The sequence below is a fragment of the Pseudomonas sp. PL-6 genome, assembly GCF_054110165.1.
In genome coordinates, this window is record NZ_CM134189.1 from 3,380,687 (window position 1) to 3,396,402 (window position 15,716).

The following is a 15,716-nucleotide window of genomic DNA, read 5'->3' on the forward strand; positions in this document are numbered from 1 at the left end:
CCCGCTGCCGAGGCAGCGGGGCTTTTCTGGCTGTTACTTGCAGCTTGCAGCCAGCGCGGCTTTAGCGCTCCAGCAGGATGCGCAGCATGCGCCGCAGCGGCTCGGCCGCGCCCCACAGCAGTTGGTCGCCGACGGTGAAGGCGCCCAGGTACTGCGAGCCCATATTGAGCTTGCGCAGACGACCGACCGGCACACTCAGGGTACCGGTGACCGCGGTCGGGCCGAGGTCGCGAATGCTGGCTTCGCGGCTGTTCGGTACCAGCTTGACCCAGGGATTGTGCTGGCTGATCAGGCCTTCGATATCGCCCATCGGCACATCCTTGTTCAGCTTGATGGTCAGCGCCTGGCTGTGGCAGCGCATGGCGCCGATGCGCACGCAGATGCCGTCGACCGGGATCGGGTTCTTGAAGCGGCCGAGGATCTTGTTGGTCTCGGCCTGGGCCTTCCACTCTTCGCGGCTCTGACCGTTGGGCAGCTCCTTGTCGATGTAGGGGATCAGACTGCCGGCCAGCGGCACGCCGAAGTTGTCCACCGGGAAGGCTTCGCCGCGCATGGCCTCGGCGACCTTGCGGTCGATATCGAGGATGGCGCTGGCCGGATCGGCCAGTTCATCGGCGACGGCGCCATTGATCGCGCCCATCTGCTTGATCAGCTCGCGCATGTTCTGCGCCCCGGCGCCCGAGGCCGCCTGATAGGTCATGGCGCTCATCCACTCGACCAGGCCGGCCTCGTACAGGCCACCCAGGGCCATCAGCATCAGGCTGACGGTGCAGTTGCCGCCGATATAGTTCTTGCTGCCGGCGTCCAGCGCCTGGTCGATCACCTTGCGGTTGACCGGATCGAGCACGATCACCGCGCTGTCGTCCATCCGCAGGCTGGAAGCCGCGTCGATCCAGTAACCCTGCCAGCCGGCTTCGCGCAGCTTGGGGAAGACTTCGTTGGTGTAGTCGCCGCCCTGGCAGGTCAGGATCACGTCCAGGCCTTTCAGGTCGTCGATGCTGTAGGCGTCCTTCAGCGGGGCAATGTCCTTGCCAATCGCCGGCCCCTGGCCGCCGACATTGGAGGTGGTGAAGAACACCGGCTCGATCAGGTCGAAGTCCCGCTCTTCCAGCATGCGCTGCATAAGCACGGAACCGACCATGCCACGCCAACCGATCAGACCTACACGTTTCATAACGACTACACCTATATAAGCAGCCCGCCGGAACCACCCCGGCGGGACTGGAAGATTACAGACTACGCAGCGCTTCGACTACCGCATCACCCATTGCCGAGGTACCGACGCGGGTCTTGCCTTCGGACCAGATGTCGCCGGTACGCAGGCCCTGATCCAGCACCAGGCTCACGGCTTTCTCGATGGCGTCGGCGGCAGCGGCCTGGCCGAAGCTGTAACGCAGCATCATGGACACCGAGAGAATGGTGGCCAGCGGGTTGGCGATGCCCTTGCCGGCGATGTCCGGCGCAGAGCCGTGGCACGGCTCGTACATGCCCTTGTTGTTGGCATCCAGGGATGCCGACGGCAGCATGCCGATGGAGCCGGTGAGCATCGAAGCCTCATCGGACAAAATGTCACCAAACATGTTGTCGGTGACCATCACGTCGAACTGCTTGGGCGCACGCACCAGCTGCATGGCGGCGTTGTCGACGTACATGTGGCTCAGCTCGACGTCCGGATAGTCCTTGGCCACTTCCTCGACCACCGCACGCCACAGCTGGCTGGAGGCCAGCACGTTGGCCTTGTCCACCGAGCACAGCTTCTTGTTACGCACCATGGCCATGTCGAAACCGACCTTGGCGATGCGGCGGATCTCGCTCTCGCTGTACGGCAGGGTATCAAAGGCCATGCGCTCGCCGTTTTCCAGCACCTTGCTCTCGCGCGGCTGGCCGAAGTAGATGCCGCCGGTCAGCTCACGCACGATAAGGATATCCAACCCCGCCACAACCTCAGGCTTAAGGCTGGAAGCCTCGGCCAGTTGCGGATAGAGGATGGCCGGACGCAGGTTGCCGAACAGACCCAGTTGCGAACGAATCTTCAGCAGGCCGCGCTCCGGGCGGATGGCCGGATCGATGGCGTCCCACTTCGGCCCGCCCACGGCACCCAACAGCACGGCATCGGCGGCGCGGGCGCGGTCCAGGGTCTCGTCGGCCAGCGGCACGCCGTAACGGTCGATGGCGGCGCCGCCCAGGTCATCGAAGCTCAGCTCGAAACCCAGGGCGTACTTGTCGTTGGCCAGGTTCAGCACCTTGACCGCCTCGGCCATGATTTCCGGGCCGATACCGTCGCCTGGGAGAACCAGAATCTGCTTGCTCATTGCATTCCTCAATCTATCCGTAGGGTGGATGACGCTGTTTTCATCCACCGAAACCCAGCACGGTGGATGGATAAAGCGCCATCCACCCTACCTTCATGCATTACTTGATCGCGCCGAACAGCCAGGGGCTGTTCTGCTGGTGTTTGGCTTCGAAGGCCCTGATCGCCTCCTGATCCTGCAGGGTCAGGCCGATGTCGTCCAGGCCGTTGAGCAGGCAGTGCTTGCGGAAGGCATCGACTTCGAAGGCGTACTGCACGCCATCGGGGCGGGTCACGGTCTGCGCCGCCAGGTCGACGGTCAGCTGGTAGCCCTCGCTGGCTTCGCACTGCTGGAACAGCGCATCGACCTCATCCTCCTTGAGGATGATCGGCAGCAGGCCGTTCTTGAAGCTGTTGTTGAAGAAGATATCGGCGAAGCTCGGCGCAATGATCGCGCGGAAACCATATTCCTCCAGCGCCCAAGGCGCGTGCTCGCGGCTCGAGCCGCAGCCGAAGTTCTCGCGGGCCAGCAGCACGCTGGCGCCCTGGTAGCGCGGAAAATTGAGCACGAAGTCCTTGTTGATCGGACGCTTGGAGTTGTCCTGGTTCGGCTGGCCGACATCCAGGTAGCGCCACTCGTCGAACAGGTTGGGGCCGAAGCCGGTGCGCTTGATCGACTTCAAGAACTGCTTGGGAATGATCTGGTCGGTATCGACGTTGGCACGATCCAAAGGAGCGACCAGGCCGGTGTGTTGGGTAAAAGCTTTCATGGTCTGAGTCCTTAGGCCTGGATCAATTCGCGCACGTCGATGAAGCGGCCGGTCACCGCGGCGGCGGCGGCCATGGCCGGGCTGACCAGGTGGGTACGCCCACCGGCGCCCTGGCGGCCCTCGAAGTTGCGGTTGGAGGTGGACGCGCAATGCTCGCCGCTGCCCAGCTTGTCCGGATTCATCGCCAGGCACATGGAGCAGCCCGGCTCGCGCCATTCGAAACCGGCCTCGATAAAGATCTTGTCCAGCCCCTCGGCCTCGGCCTGTGCCTTGACCAGGCCGGAGCCCGGCACCACCAGCGCCTGCTTGACGGTGGCGGCGACCTTGCGGCCCTTGGCCACCTCGGCGGCGGCACGCAGGTCTTCGATGCGCGAGTTGGTGCAGGAGCCGATGAACACACGATCGAGCTGGATATCGGTGATCGCCTGGTTTGCGGTCAGGCCCATATATTTCAGGGCGCGGGTGATCGAGTCCTTCTTAACCGGGTCGCTCTCGACGGCCGGATCCGGCACCTTCTGGTCGACGGCCAGGACCATTTCCGGCGACGTGCCCCAGGATACCTGCGGCTTGATCTCTTCCGCGCGCAGCTCGACCAGGGTATCGAACACCGCGTCGGCATCGGAGACCAGGTTCCGCCACTGCGCCACGGCCTTGTCCCAGTCGGCGCCCTTGGGTGCGAACGGGCGACCCTCGACGTAAGCGATGGTCTTCTCGTCCACCGCCACCAGGCCGACGCGGGCACCGGCTTCGATGGACATGTTGCAGATGGTCATGCGCCCTTCCAGGGACAGGTCGCGGATCGCGCTGCCGGCGAATTCAAGAGCGTGACCGTTGCCGCCGGCGGTGCCGATCTTGCCGATCACGGCGAGGACGATGTCCTTGGCGGTGACGCCGAACGGCAATTTGCCTTCGACGCGCACCTGCATGTTCTTCATCTTCTTGGCCACCAGGCACTGGGTGGCGAGCACGTGCTCGACCTCGGAGGTGCCGATGCCGTGGGCCAGCGCGCCAAAGGCGCCATGGGTGGAGGTGTGCGAGTCGCCGCAGACCACGGTCATGCCCGGCAAGGTGGCGCCCTGCTCCGGGCCGACCACGTGGACGATGCCCTGACGCACGTCGTTCATCTTGAACTCGAGGATGCCGAAGTCGTCGCAGTTCTCGTCCAGGGTCTGCACCTGGATACGCGAGACTTCGTCGGCGATGGCTTCGAGGCCGCCCCGGCGCTCGGCCTGGGTGGTCGGCACGTTGTGGTCCGGGGTGGCGATGTTGGCGTCGATGCGCCACGGCTTGCGCCCGGCCAGGCGCAGGCCCTCGAAGGCCTGTGGCGAGGTCACTTCGTGGAGAATGTGGCGGTCGATGTAGATCAAGGAAGATCCGTCGTCGCGGCGCTTGACCTCGTGCATTTCCCAAAGCTTGTCGTAGAGCGTTTTGCCGGCCATCAGCTATCCCTCATCAGCGTCTTGCGGGCACCTCCAAAAACTACCTGCGTTGTCATCGCCGCGTTAAAAACAGGCTCAGAATGCTCATTTACAACTCGTAAACGCCGCTTCTTCGCCTGTTTTTGCCTTGCGCTGACTGCCTCGCCTACGTTTTTGGAGGTGCCCTTTCTATGCCCGGGCAAATGGCCCTGCGGCTTATGGGGAGAATGCTATGATCCCGGGACGAATAACTCAAATTCATATTTTTTATCCCAAGGATTCCACAAAGGAATCCCCAAAAGCCGCAAGCTTCAAGCGACAGGCCGCCAGCCAAGACCCAGCGGCTCGGCTTGCCGTTCGCGGCCCACCGTTTGGAGCTGTTTCTATGGATCTGGCCAACCTCAACGCCTTTCTCGCCATCGCCGAAACCGGCAGTTTTTCCGAAGCCGGCGAGCGCCTGCACCTGACCCAGCCGGCGGTGAGCAAACGCATTGCCGGCCTCGAGCAACAGCTTGGCGTACGCCTGTTCGACCGCCTCGGCCGCGAGATCGGCCTGACCGAGGCAGGACGCGCCCTGCTGCCGCGCGCCTACCAGATCCTCAACGTGCTGGACGACACCCGCCGCGCGCTGACCAACCTGGCCGGCGAGGTCAGCGGCCGCCTGACCCTGGCCACCAGCCACCATATCGGCCTGCACCGCCTCCCCGCCCTGTTGCGCGCCTTCACCCGTGCCCATCCGCAGGTGGCGCTGGATATCCAGTTCCTCGACTCCGAAGTGGCCTACGAGGAGATCCTCCACGGCCGCGCCGAACTGGCGGTGATCACCCTGGCCCCGGAAACCCGCGAACCGGTGCGCGCGGTGCCGGTGTGGAACGATCCGCTGGATTTCGTCGCCGCCCCCGAACACCCGCTGGCGCGCAGCGCCGCCATCGGCCTGCCCGACGTGGCGCGGCACCCGGCGGTGTTCCCCGGCGGCAACACCTTCACCCACCATATCGTGCAGCGCCTGTTCGAGGCCCAGGGCCTGACGCCGAACATCGCCATGAGCACCAACTACCTGGAGACCATCAAGATGATGGTCTCCATCGGCCTGGCCTGGAGCGTGTTGCCGCGCACCATGCTCGACGATCAGGTGGTGCCGCTGGCCCTGCCGGACATCCAGCTGTCGCGCCAGCTCGGCTACATCCTGCACACCGAGCGCACCCTGTCGAACGCCGCGAAAGCCTTCATGGCCCTGCTCGACGCCCAGCGCGACAGCCACAGCCTTGCATAGCCGGCCAAGCTGCGGCTAACGTGGCGGCATAACGATAAGAAAGGCCCACGCATGACCCGAACGTCCGTCACGCGCCTCGCGCCCACTGGAGGATGGCCCGGCCATGGCCAGATCCACTGACCAGCCCCCGCCCCTACCGCATATCCCGGCGATGGACCCCGCCGAATTCGAACAGACCTGGCAGGACGCCCCACGCCTGCTGGCGGCGCTGAACGGCGCGCAGCTGGGCGCCTGGTTCTGGGATATCGACAGCGGCCGAGTCAACTGGTCGCGCGGCGCCCAGGCGCTGTTCGGCCTCGACCCCGCCCGCCCGCTGACCCGCAGCGTCGACTACATCGAGCTGATTCCGGAGGAAGAACGCGGCGCGGTGCTGCAGCAATTCCACGCCATCCTCGCCGGCAACGACGAGGGTCGCGCCCTGCGCCACCGCATCCGCTGGCCGGACGGCAGCCTGCACTGGCTGGAGATCAGCGGCAGCCTGTCGCGCGATGCCGACGGCCGCCGGCGCATGTTCGGCGTGATCCGCGACATCAGCTCGCAACAGGCGCGCGCCGAGGCCCTGCGTGCCTCGGAAGAACGCTTCGCCAGCCTGTTCCGCCTCAGCCCGGACATCATGCTGCTGGTGCGCTATGACACCAGCGAGATCCTCGAGACCAACCAGCACTTCACCCACGCCTTCGGCTGGCCCGCCGCGGAGATTCTCGGCCGCAGCACCCTCGACCTCGACCTCTGGGTGCATGCCGAGCAGCGCGATTACCTGCGCCGGCAGGCGCCGCTGAGCCGCGAGCCGCTGATCCAGGAAGTGCAGCTGCGCACCCGCGCCGGGCGCATCCTCGACGGCGTGCTGTCGAGCCAGTACATCGAGCTGCAGGGCGAACGTCTGCTGCTCTGCACCTTCCTCGACACCAGCGAACGCATGCGCGCCGAAACCGCCCTGCGCAACAGCGAGGAAAAGTTCGCCAAGGCCTTCATGCACACCCCCGACGCCGTGGCGATTACTGATCGGGCGACTGGCCGCTTTATCGAGGTCAACCCCAGCTTCGAGCAACAGTTCGGCTGGAGCAGCGCCGAGGCGCTCGGCCGCACCTCGCTGGAGCTGGGCATCTGGGCCGACCCCGGTGACCGCCAGCGCATGCTCGACGCCCTGCAGGCCGGGCGCCTGAACAACCTCGAAGTACGTCTGTTCAGCCGCGACGGCAGCGCCAGCATCAACCTGCTGTTCGGCGGCGAGATCGAGCTCGACGGCCAGCGCTGCCTGGTGCTGACGGTGCGCAACATCACCGTCCAGCGCGCCCAGGAGCTGGCCCTGCAGGAAAGCCAGGAGCGCCTCAAGCTGGCGCTGGAGTCGGCCGACCTGGGTACCTGGGACTGGCACATCCCCAGCAACCGCCTGTTCGGCAGCGCCCGCGCCGCCGCCCTGCACGGCCTCGACGCCTGCCCCTTCGACGACGACTTTCGCGAGTTCTTCCGCTGCGTGCCACTGGAAGACCGCCAGGCCATGCGCCTGGCCTACGTCGCCCTGCGCGAGGGGCGCAGCGCCAATTATCAGGTGACCTACCGGGTGCGCCACCCCAACGGCGCGCTGCACTACCTGGAAAGCACCGCCAAACTGCACCGCGACACGGGCGGCCAGCCGCTGCGCATGGTCGGCACCCTGGTCGACATCAGCGAGCGGGTGCTGCGCGAGCAGCGCCTGCGCGCCTCCGAGGAGAAATTCGCCAAGGCCTTCCACTCCAGCCCGGACGCCATCACCATCACCGAGCGCGACACCGCGCGCTACATCGAGGTCAACGAGGGCTTCACCCGCCTCACCGGCTACACCCCGGACGAGGTGGTCGGCCGCACCGCCTTCGAGCTGAGCGTCTGGGCCTACCCCGAGGAACGCCTGCAGATGCTCGAACACCTGGCGCAGAACGGCCAGGTGCTGCACATGGAGATGCACGGCCAGCACCGCGACGGCGGCGTGCGCCTGGTCGAGGTCTCGGTGCAACCCATCGAACTCAACGGCGTCGCCTGCCTGCTGCTGACCGCACGCGACATCAGCGAACTGAAGCTGGCGCAGGCGCAGGTGCAGCACCTGGCCTACCACGACGCCCTGACCAACCTGCCCAATCGCGCCCTGCTGATGGATCGCCTGACCCAGCAGATCGCCCTGCTCAAGCGCCACGAGCTGCGCGGCGCACTGCTGTTCATCGACCTCGACCACTTCAAGCACATCAACGACTCGCTCGGCCACCCGGTCGGCGATGCCGTGCTGCGCCTGGTCACCGCGCGCCTGGAAGCCAGCGTGCGCCTGGAAGACACCGTGGCGCGCCTGGGCGGCGACGAGTTCGTGGTGCTGCTCTCCGGCCTGGAGGGCAAGCGCTCGGAAGTCACCCGCCAGGTGCGCCAGGTGGCGGACAAGCTGCGCCGCCTGCTGGCCGAGCCGATGCTGCTGGACGGCCACCAGCTGCAGGTCACGCCGAGCATCGGCGTCGCCCTGATTCCCGATCACGGCGACACCCCGGCCGACCTGCTCAAGCGCGCCGACATCGCCCTGTACCGCGCCAAGGACTCCGGTCGCAACGCCATCCAGCTGTTTCGCAGCACCATGCAGGAGGCCGCCAGCGCCCGCCTGCGCCTGGAGAACGATCTGCGCCTGGCCCTGGCTCGCGGCGAGTTCGAGCTGCACTTCCAGCCGCAGGTCGATGCCCGCGACGGCCAGGTGGTCGGCGCCGAAGCCCTGCTGCGCTGGCAGCACCCGCAGCTCGGCGCGCAGTCGCCGGCGCAGTTCATCCAGGTGCTGGAGGAAAGCGGGCTGATCCTCGAAGTCGGCGGCTGGGTGCTGGCCGAGGCCTGCCACCTCTGCGCCCGCCTGCTGGCCGACGGCCTGATCGATGCCGAGCGCTTCAGCCTGTGCGTCAACATCAGCCCGCGGCAGTTCCGTCAGCACGACTTCGTCGAGCGCGTGGCCGGCTGCCTGCGCGACAGCCAGCTACCCAACGCCATGCTCAAGCTGGAGATCACCGAAGGCATCGTCATCCAGAACATCGACGACACCGTGGGCAAGATGCTGCGCCTGAAGAAGCACGGCGTCAGCTTCGCCATGGACGACTTCGGCACCGGCTACAGCTCGCTGACCTACCTCAAGCGCCTGCCGGTGGACATGCTGAAGATCGACCAGTCGTTCGTCCGCGACGCCACCCACGACCCCAACGACGCCGAGATCATCCGCGCCATCGTCGCCATGGCGCGCAGCCTGAGCCTGGCGCTGATCGCCGAGGGCGTCGAGCAGCAGGAGCAACTGGATTTCCTGCAGCGCCAGGGTTGCCACCTGTACCAGGGCTACCTGTTCAGCAAGCCGCTGCCGCAGGAAGCCTTCCGTGCCCTGCTCGGCCGAGGGTCGGCCCGACAACCTTAGCCCGGCAGCGCACGCGACCAACATGGCGCAGAAACGAAGAAGGCGCCCGGGTGGGCGCCTTCTTCAGTGGGGATCGGCCGCGACTCAGCTTTCCAGCGCCGGACGCTGATTGCCGATGGGGATGCGCTTGGCCTTGGCCTCTTCCGGCACGATGCGTTCCAGCTCGATGTTGAGCAGGCCGTTGACCAGGTTGGCGCCCTTGACCTCGATATGGTCGGCCAGGCGGAAGGACAGCTTGAACGCGCGCTGGGCGATGCCCTGATACAGGTAACTGACGTTCTCCGCGCCGCGCTCGCGCTTGCCGCCACTGACGGTCAATACGCCGCGCTCGACCTGCAGCTCGAGGTCCTCGTCCTGGAAACCGGCGGCCGCGACCACGATACGGTAGTGGTCCTCGCCATGTTTCTCGACGTTGTAGGGCGGATAGGAGCTGCCGCCGTCGTTGCTGCGCAGGGCGGACTCGAACAGATCGTTGAACCGGTCGAAACCGATGGACTGGCGGAACAGGGGGGCCAGGGACAGTACGTTGCTCATGACAATTCTCCTGAATGATTCAGCAAGGGATCACAGTGCGGAACCCGACTTCGGCATCCCGCAAGCCCTTAACTGAGGTCGCCCGGAGAATTTTCAAGCGCCTGAAAAATTCGTTTACAGATCGAGGGCGCCACGCCGCTCCCTTGGGGTGCGCCATGCGCAGCGAGCTTCGCGCACTGCTCGCCAGCCTGGCGCGGTGCCCCTAGGCCGGCTCCGTCGCCGCGCCGAGCAACCGATCGATGCGCGCGCAATCCTGCTCGCGGCGTACCTCGGCGAACAGCGCCACCGCCTCCGGATAGCTGCGCGTGAGCATGGCCAGCCACTGCTTCAGGCGCCCAGGCGCATAGCGCGGCGCCAGCTTGCGCCGGGCCTGCAGCCAGAAGTCCAGCAGCAGCGGCTGCAGCTCGTCCCAGCTCATCTCCTGCGGCTGCTCGCCGGCCCGTACCGCGGCGATCTGCCGGGCCAGGCCGGGGCGCGACACCAGCCCGCGCCCCAGCATGATGTCGTCCACCCCGCTGATCTCGCGGCAGCGCCGCCAGTCGTCCAGCGTCCACACCTCGCCGTTGGCGAATACCGGCACCGCCACCGCCTCCTGCACCCGCGCCACCCACTCCCAGTGCGCCGGCGGCTTGTAGCCTTCGACCTTGGTCCGCGCGTGCACCACGATCTGGCTGGCGCCGCCCTCGGCCAGGGCGCGCGCGCAGTCCAGGGCACCCTCCTTGTCGGTGAAGCCCAGGCGCATCTTCGCCGTCACCGGGATGGCCGCCGGCACCGTGCGCCGTACCTCGCGGACGATGGCGTGGAGCAGCTCCGGCTCCTTGAGCAATACCGCGCCGCCGCGCGACTTGTTCACCGTCTTGGCCGGGCAGCCGAAATTCAGGTCGATCACCGGTGCGCCGAGGGTGCAGGCGAAGGCCGCGTTGTCGGCCAGGCACTGCGGGTCGGAACCGAGAAACTGCACGCGCATCGGCGTGCCGGCGCGGGTGCGGGCGCCGGCGAACAGCTCGGGGGCGAGCTTGCGGTAGGTGGCAGCCGGCAGCAGGCGCTCGCTGACGCGAATGAACTCGGTGACGCACCAGTCGATGCCGCCGATACGGGTCAGCACGTCGCGCAGGATATCGTCGACCAGCCCCTCCATGGGTGCCAGGGCGATTTGCATGGGAGTGTCCGGAGAAAACGGGCGCACAGTTTAAGGCGCCGCGCGCGCGGCGCAAGATGGTCCACACTGCAGGAAACGCAAAGGAGATCCAGCATGCTGCGTCACTCGCTACTGGCCTTGTGCCTGGCCGGCAGCCTCGCCCAGGCTGCCGACGCCCTGCCGCGGGGCGTGCAGGTGGTACCGCCGAACCCGGCGCCCGACGGCCCGGGGCGGCTGATCTTCAGCCGCGACAACAACGCGCCGAATGCCTGCGACGTGGAGCTCTACGTCAATCGGCAGGTGGTGGCGAAACTGGGCCCGGGCGAGCGCACCAGCCTCGACCTGCCCAGCGGCGAGCTGAGCCTCGCCGTGGCCATTTCCCCGGCCGGCTACTGCGCCGGGCGCGGGCCGGGGCCGGCGCAGTCGGTGCTGCTCGGCTCGGGCGAGACCCGCCAGTTCGCCGTGATAGTCGAGCCGGGCCAGGCGTTCCTCGCCCCGCTGCTCAACTAGGGCGACGCTACAGTTCCAGCGGATAGCGCTCCAGCAGCGCCTGACCGTAGCCCTCGACGAACTCCGCCGGCATGCGTTTGGGCCGCCCGCTGGACAGCTCGATGCAGACGAAGGTGGTCTTGGCCCGCAGCAGGGTCACGCCGTCCTCGGGGCGCAGCAGCTGGAAACGCCGATCCATCTTCAGGCGCTGGTCGGACTCGACGATCCAGGTGGCCATCTGCAGCTGCTGGCCTTCGTAGGCGCTGGCCAGGTAGTCGATCTCGTGGCGCAGCACCGCCATGGCGCGATCCAGCCGGCGATACTCGGCCAGATCCAGGCCGAGAAACTGCGAATGACGCCAGGCGCAGCGCTCCAGCCAGCTGACGTAGACCGCATTGTTGGCATGGCCGAGGCCGTCGATGTCCTCGGCCGCCACCTGCAAGTCGATGACGAAGGGGGTGGGCAGGTCCCAGCTCATGCTCGTACCTCCGCGCCGCCGATCGGGCCGCAGGGGCCGCCGACAGCGGCCAGGCGGGGCGTCTCGTCCATCCACAGTTTCATCGTTGCTCTCCCGAATCCTGTCGCGCTGGGCAGCGGCATCGCCACCCGCCGTCACGCCATCCAAGCCCCGGATGATACGCCGCCTACCCGCTCGCTGCAGCGCCGAGCTTTCATAGCGTCATGCCAGCACGCCATAATGCGTCAACCTCGCCCGTGAGCCCGAGAATCGAGCAATTGACTGCCGTCCTGCGCCTGCTGATGCTGCTCCTGCTACCCGCCCTGGGCTGGGCGGACAGCCTGCCGCTGCCGAGCGGCCAGGCCCGCGTGCTGCCCGGCCCGTACATGCAGGTCTGGCAAGACCCGCAGGGCCTGGCCGACTTCACCCAGGTGCGCGCCCTGCCCGACTCGGCGTGGCAGGCGGTCGGCCGCCGCGACGCCAGCTTCGGCTACGGCGGCAGCGCCTACTGGCTGCGCCTGGATCTGCACAACCCGCATGCGCGCTCGCTCGGCTGGATACTGCTGGTGGGCAACCCGCTGCTGGACCAACTGGACGCCTACGGCCTGGATGAAGACCGGGTGTACCGCGCCGGCGACCAGCGCCCCTTCGCCTGGCGCTGGATCGAACACCGCCAGCTGGCCCTGCCGCTGGACCTGGCGCCCGGCGAAACGCGCCGGCTGTGGCTGCGCATGCAGACCGACGGCTCGGCCAACCTCAGCGCCAGCCTGATGACCCGCGAAGCCTTCGACCACCTGGAGCAACGCAGCCTGCTGCTGCAGGGACTGTTCTTCGGCGCCCTGGCGGCGATGCTGATCTACAACCTGTCGATCTTCTGCATCACCCGCGACCGCAGCTACCTCTGGTACAGCCTGTTCGTCGCCAGCTTCAGCCTCTACCAGTTCATCCAGCTCGGCTTCGCCCTGCAGTGGCTGTGGCCCGAGGCCCTGGCCTGGCACCAGTTGAGCTTCCCGCTCAGCTCGGCGCTGGCGACCCTGTTCGGCATCATCTTCACCTACAGCGTGCTCGAGCTGAACAACGGCTCGCCGCTGTACCGCTGGGTGGTCGCCACGCTGCTGGCCTGCTGCCTGGCGGTGATCGGCCTGGCCCTGGTCGGCCCCTACCAGGTCGCGCTGATCGGCAGCTTCGCCCTGGTGGCGGCCTGCGCCCCGATCGCCTTCGTCATCACCCTGCTGCGCTGGCGCGCCGGCTACGCCGCCGCCCGCCTGTTCGCCCTGGGCTGGTGCGTGCTGATCGCCGCCAGCCTGGCCAGCATCCTCGCCGGCACCGGCCTGCTGCCCTACTCGCTGCTGACCCTGCACGCCCAGCAGATCGGCGGCCTGATCGAGATGACGGTGTTCTCCGTGGCCCTGGCCGCGCGCATCCGCCAGGCGCAGAACGCCGAACGCCAGGCCCACGCCCGGCTGATCGCCCAGGAGCGCCAGCTGCGCCACGAACAGGCCACTCGCCTGCAGCTGCAGACGCAGATCAGCGAAGGCCTGGAGCAGCGCGTGCAGGAGCGCACCGCGGCGCTGCAGGAGACCCTGCAACAGCTGTCCAACGCCAACCTGCGCCTGGCCGAGCTGAATCGCCGCGACGGCCTGACCGGGCTGTTCAACCGCCAGACCCTGAGCGAGGAACTGGAGCGCGCCTGCGCCCGCGCCGAACGCAGCCGGCAACCGCTGGCCATCCTCATGCTCGACCTGGATCACTTCAAGCAGGTCAACGACCGCCATGGCCACCTCGCCGGCGACGCCTGCCTGCGCCATGCCGCCCAGCGCATCCAGCAGCGCCTGCGCAGCAGCGACCTGCTGGCGCGCTTCGGCGGCGAAGAGTTCGTCGCCCTGCTCGACAACACCGACCTGGCCGGCGCCCTCGACCTGGCCGAGCAACTGCGCGACGACCTGGCCCGCCAGCCCTGCCCGTACCAGGACCAGTCCATTGCCCTGAGCCTGAGCATCGGCCTGCACGCCGGCATCCCCGACGACACCGGCTGCGGCGAACGCTGGCTGGACCTGGCCGACCGTGCGCTGTACCGGGCCAAGGCCGGCGGGCGCAACCGCGTGGTCGGCTACGAGGCCAGCGCCCTCGACGGCGCCTGACGCACCTCGCTTAGCAGCGCGAGCACCGCCTGCAGCAGCCGCGGATCGCCAAGCAGTCGCTGATGACCGCCCGCCGGCAGGCGCAATAGCTGACTGTCGAACCAGGCCCGGTGGATCAGCTCGGCCTCGCTCACCGGCACCAGCGGATCGTCCTCGGCATGCACGATCAGCCCCGGCAGCTCCAGTTGATAGCGCTGCACATCGAGATGCGCCGCCGGCATGCCGGCCTTCTCTTCCACCAGACGGATAAAGCGCGAGCGCGCCACCGCCGGCAGCCCCATGTGCCGGGCAAAACCGCGCAGCACGGTGAGAATCCGGCTCGGCGCGGCGATGCTGACCAGCGCCGCGCTGCGCAGGCCCATCTGCGTCGCCAGCAGGGCGCTGGCCCCGCCCATGGAATGACCGATCACCGCGTGCAGCGGCGGCAGTTCGCTGGCCGCCTCCAACAGCGCGCGGGCGAACAGCACCACGTTGGCCTCCTGCCCCGGCGAACGGCCATGGGCCGGGCCATCCAGCGCCACCACGGCATAGCCGGCGTCGACCAGACCGCGGATCAGCACGGCGAACTGGGTCGGCCGCCCTTCCCAGCCGTGCATCAGCAGCACCGCCGGCCCGCTGCCCCAGCGCAACGCCGACAGGCCGAAACGCAGGGTGATGCGCTCGGCGCTGGCCAGCAGCGGCAACTCCCAGTCGCGCGGCGGCAGGTTGCGTGGGGTCATGAAGCGTTCGCGCAGGCGGCTCGCCAGCAATTGCGGAGCCACCCATCCCAGCGTCGCATTGACGCCACGTACCCAGGTCATCTGTTTCATCTGGCTTCTCCTCAGTTCACCGCCGCTTTGGCGGCCCGCAACACCCGGTCGGACAACTCGCCCGGGCCCAATGCCCGCGCCACGGCCAGACCGCCCACCATCAGCGCCAGATCGGCCAACGCTGCGTCGGCCTCCTCCGGCGTCTCGCTCATCAAGGCCGTCATCAGCTCGACATGCTCGGCCAGCGCCTGCCGAAAGCCCTCGGGCAAGCGCTCGATCTCGCCCAGCGAACTGGGCAAGGGGCAACGCTCGTCCTGCGCATCGCGGTGCTTGCGCGACAAGTAGAAGGCCGCCAACAGCACGCGCCGCTCGCGCCCGCCGAGGCTGGCGTCGATCTCGGCGAGGCGCGCCCGGCGCCGCCCGAGCAACTGGCGGAAAACCTCCAGCATCAGCGCCTCCTTGCTGGCGAAATGGGCATAGAAACCACCCACCGTCAGCCCCGCCGCGGCCATCACTTCGGCCACCGCCGGATCGCCCGGGCCGCGCTCGGCCAGCACGCGCCCGGCGGCGGCGAGAATGCGTTCACGGGTTCTGCTCTTGCGCTCGCTCATGACGGCCTCCTTGATATGATGGACACAATATTACGACCATCATATTCAAGCGCAAGCCTGGGGACATGCCATTGGTCGGCAAAACGCGCGAAAAACAGTCGGGAGCGGGAAAAGCCTGGGAGTTCCAGCACCGCAAGCACGGCCCGCAGGGCGGCCGCCAGGGAGGGCGAACACAAAAAAGGGCTGCCTCCGGAGAAGCAACCCTCGAAACCCGCAAATGCGGAAAGGAAAATGGCGTCCCCTAGGGGACTCGAACCCCTGTTACCGCCGTGAAAGGGCGGTGTCCTAGGCCACTAGACGAAGGGGACGGAACCTTCGAACGACAAGGCCAGCACTAGGCTGGCCTTGCGTGTGATTGGTGGAGCTAAACGGGATCGAACCGTTGACCTCTTGCATGCCATGCAAGCGCTCTCCCAGCTGAGCTATAGCCCCGAAACCTTGCGGTC

General features: G+C 67.3%; 13 protein-coding genes and 2 tRNA genes. 4 read left to right on the forward strand and 11 right to left on the reverse strand.

Annotated features, from left to right (window positions below; genetic code table 11):
• Nucleotides 1-61: 61 nt before the first annotated feature.
• From asd to leuC, 4 genes are all read right to left on the reverse strand, one after another.
• Entirely contained in the window at nucleotides 62-1,174 is a 1,113-nt protein-coding gene (gene asd / locus ACW9UL_RS14380) for an aspartate-semialdehyde dehydrogenase (protein WP_021445394.1), read from the reverse strand.
• A 55-nt stretch (nucleotides 1,175-1,229) separates the two neighbouring features.
• Complete coding sequence (leuB, locus tag ACW9UL_RS14385) at nucleotides 1,230-2,312, reverse strand: 3-isopropylmalate dehydrogenase (protein WP_457787423.1); 1,083 nt, start codon at nucleotides 2,310-2,312, stop codon at nucleotides 1,230-1,232.
• Between the two features lie 100 nt (nucleotides 2,313-2,412).
• Nucleotides 2,413-3,060 carry a 3-isopropylmalate dehydratase small subunit gene (leuD, locus tag ACW9UL_RS14390; RefSeq protein WP_457787424.1) on the reverse strand — a complete coding sequence of 216 codons (648 nt, stop codon included), beginning with the start codon at nucleotides 3,058-3,060 and terminating at the stop codon, nucleotides 2,413-2,415.
• 11 nt (nucleotides 3,061-3,071) lie between these two features.
• Nucleotides 3,072-4,499 (reverse strand): 3-isopropylmalate dehydratase large subunit, encoded by a 1,428-nt coding sequence (leuC, locus tag ACW9UL_RS14395; protein WP_457787425.1) that lies wholly within the window; start codon nucleotides 4,497-4,499, stop codon nucleotides 3,072-3,074.
• A 364-nt stretch (nucleotides 4,500-4,863) separates the two neighbouring features.
• Between leuC and ACW9UL_RS14400 the strand changes: the two genes are divergently transcribed.
• Both ACW9UL_RS14400 and ACW9UL_RS14405 read left to right on the forward strand, forming a co-directional pair.
• Nucleotides 4,864-5,751, forward strand: coding sequence for a LysR family transcriptional regulator (locus tag ACW9UL_RS14400; protein WP_457787426.1), 888 nt, complete (start codon nucleotides 4,864-4,866; stop codon nucleotides 5,749-5,751).
• 103 nt (nucleotides 5,752-5,854) lie between these two features.
• A complete protein-coding gene (locus tag ACW9UL_RS14405; RefSeq protein WP_457787427.1) occupies nucleotides 5,855-9,151 on the forward strand; it encodes a sensor domain-containing protein in 3,297 nt (1,098 codons plus the stop codon).
• Between the two features lie 84 nt (nucleotides 9,152-9,235).
• Here ACW9UL_RS14405 and ACW9UL_RS14410 read toward each other — a convergent pair whose 3' ends face one another.
• Both ACW9UL_RS14410 and ACW9UL_RS14415 read right to left on the reverse strand, forming a co-directional pair.
• On the reverse strand, nucleotides 9,236-9,685 hold the full coding sequence (locus ACW9UL_RS14410; protein WP_021445401.1) for an Hsp20 family protein: 450 nt from the start codon (nucleotides 9,683-9,685) through the stop codon (nucleotides 9,236-9,238).
• Between the two features lie 202 nt (nucleotides 9,686-9,887).
• Entirely contained in the window at nucleotides 9,888-10,844 is a 957-nt protein-coding gene (locus ACW9UL_RS14415; protein WP_457787428.1) for a tRNA dihydrouridine synthase, read from the reverse strand.
• A gap of 93 nt (nucleotides 10,845-10,937) precedes the next feature.
• Here ACW9UL_RS14415 and ACW9UL_RS14420 point away from each other — a divergent pair, with 93 nt between their 5' ends.
• Nucleotides 10,938-11,333 (forward strand): hypothetical protein, encoded by a 396-nt coding sequence (locus ACW9UL_RS14420; RefSeq protein ID WP_457787430.1) that lies wholly within the window; start codon nucleotides 10,938-10,940, stop codon nucleotides 11,331-11,333.
• Nucleotides 11,334-11,340: 7 nt separating this feature from the next.
• Here ACW9UL_RS14420 and ACW9UL_RS14425 read toward each other — a convergent pair whose 3' ends face one another.
• Nucleotides 11,341-11,790 carry an acyl-CoA thioesterase gene (locus ACW9UL_RS14425; RefSeq protein WP_021445404.1) on the reverse strand — a complete coding sequence of 150 codons (450 nt, stop codon included), beginning with the start codon at nucleotides 11,788-11,790 and terminating at the stop codon, nucleotides 11,341-11,343.
• A 203-nt stretch (nucleotides 11,791-11,993) separates the two neighbouring features.
• On the opposite strand from ACW9UL_RS14425, the gene ACW9UL_RS14430 reads away from it, so the two are divergent.
• Nucleotides 11,994-13,910, forward strand: coding sequence for a sensor domain-containing diguanylate cyclase (locus tag ACW9UL_RS14430; protein ID WP_457787431.1), 1,917 nt, complete (start codon nucleotides 11,994-11,996; stop codon nucleotides 13,908-13,910).
• Here ACW9UL_RS14430 and ACW9UL_RS14435 read toward each other — a convergent pair.
• From ACW9UL_RS14435 to ACW9UL_RS14450, 4 genes are all read right to left on the reverse strand, one after another.
• Complete coding sequence (locus ACW9UL_RS14435; protein ID WP_021445406.1) at nucleotides 13,880-14,719, reverse strand: alpha/beta hydrolase family protein; 840 nt, start codon at nucleotides 14,717-14,719, stop codon at nucleotides 13,880-13,882. The two genes, ACW9UL_RS14430 and ACW9UL_RS14435, sit on opposite strands and share 31 nt — an antisense overlap.
• 11 nt (nucleotides 14,720-14,730) lie before the next feature.
• On the reverse strand, nucleotides 14,731-15,270 hold the full coding sequence (locus ACW9UL_RS14440) for a TetR/AcrR family transcriptional regulator (protein ID WP_457787433.1): 540 nt from the start codon (nucleotides 15,268-15,270) through the stop codon (nucleotides 14,731-14,733).
• Nucleotides 15,271-15,502: 232 nt separating this feature from the next.
• A tRNA-Glu gene (locus ACW9UL_RS14445) sits at nucleotides 15,503-15,578 on the reverse strand.
• A gap of 48 nt (nucleotides 15,579-15,626) precedes the next feature.
• A tRNA-Ala gene (locus tag ACW9UL_RS14450) sits at nucleotides 15,627-15,702 on the reverse strand.
• Nucleotides 15,703-15,716: the final 14 nt, after the last annotated feature.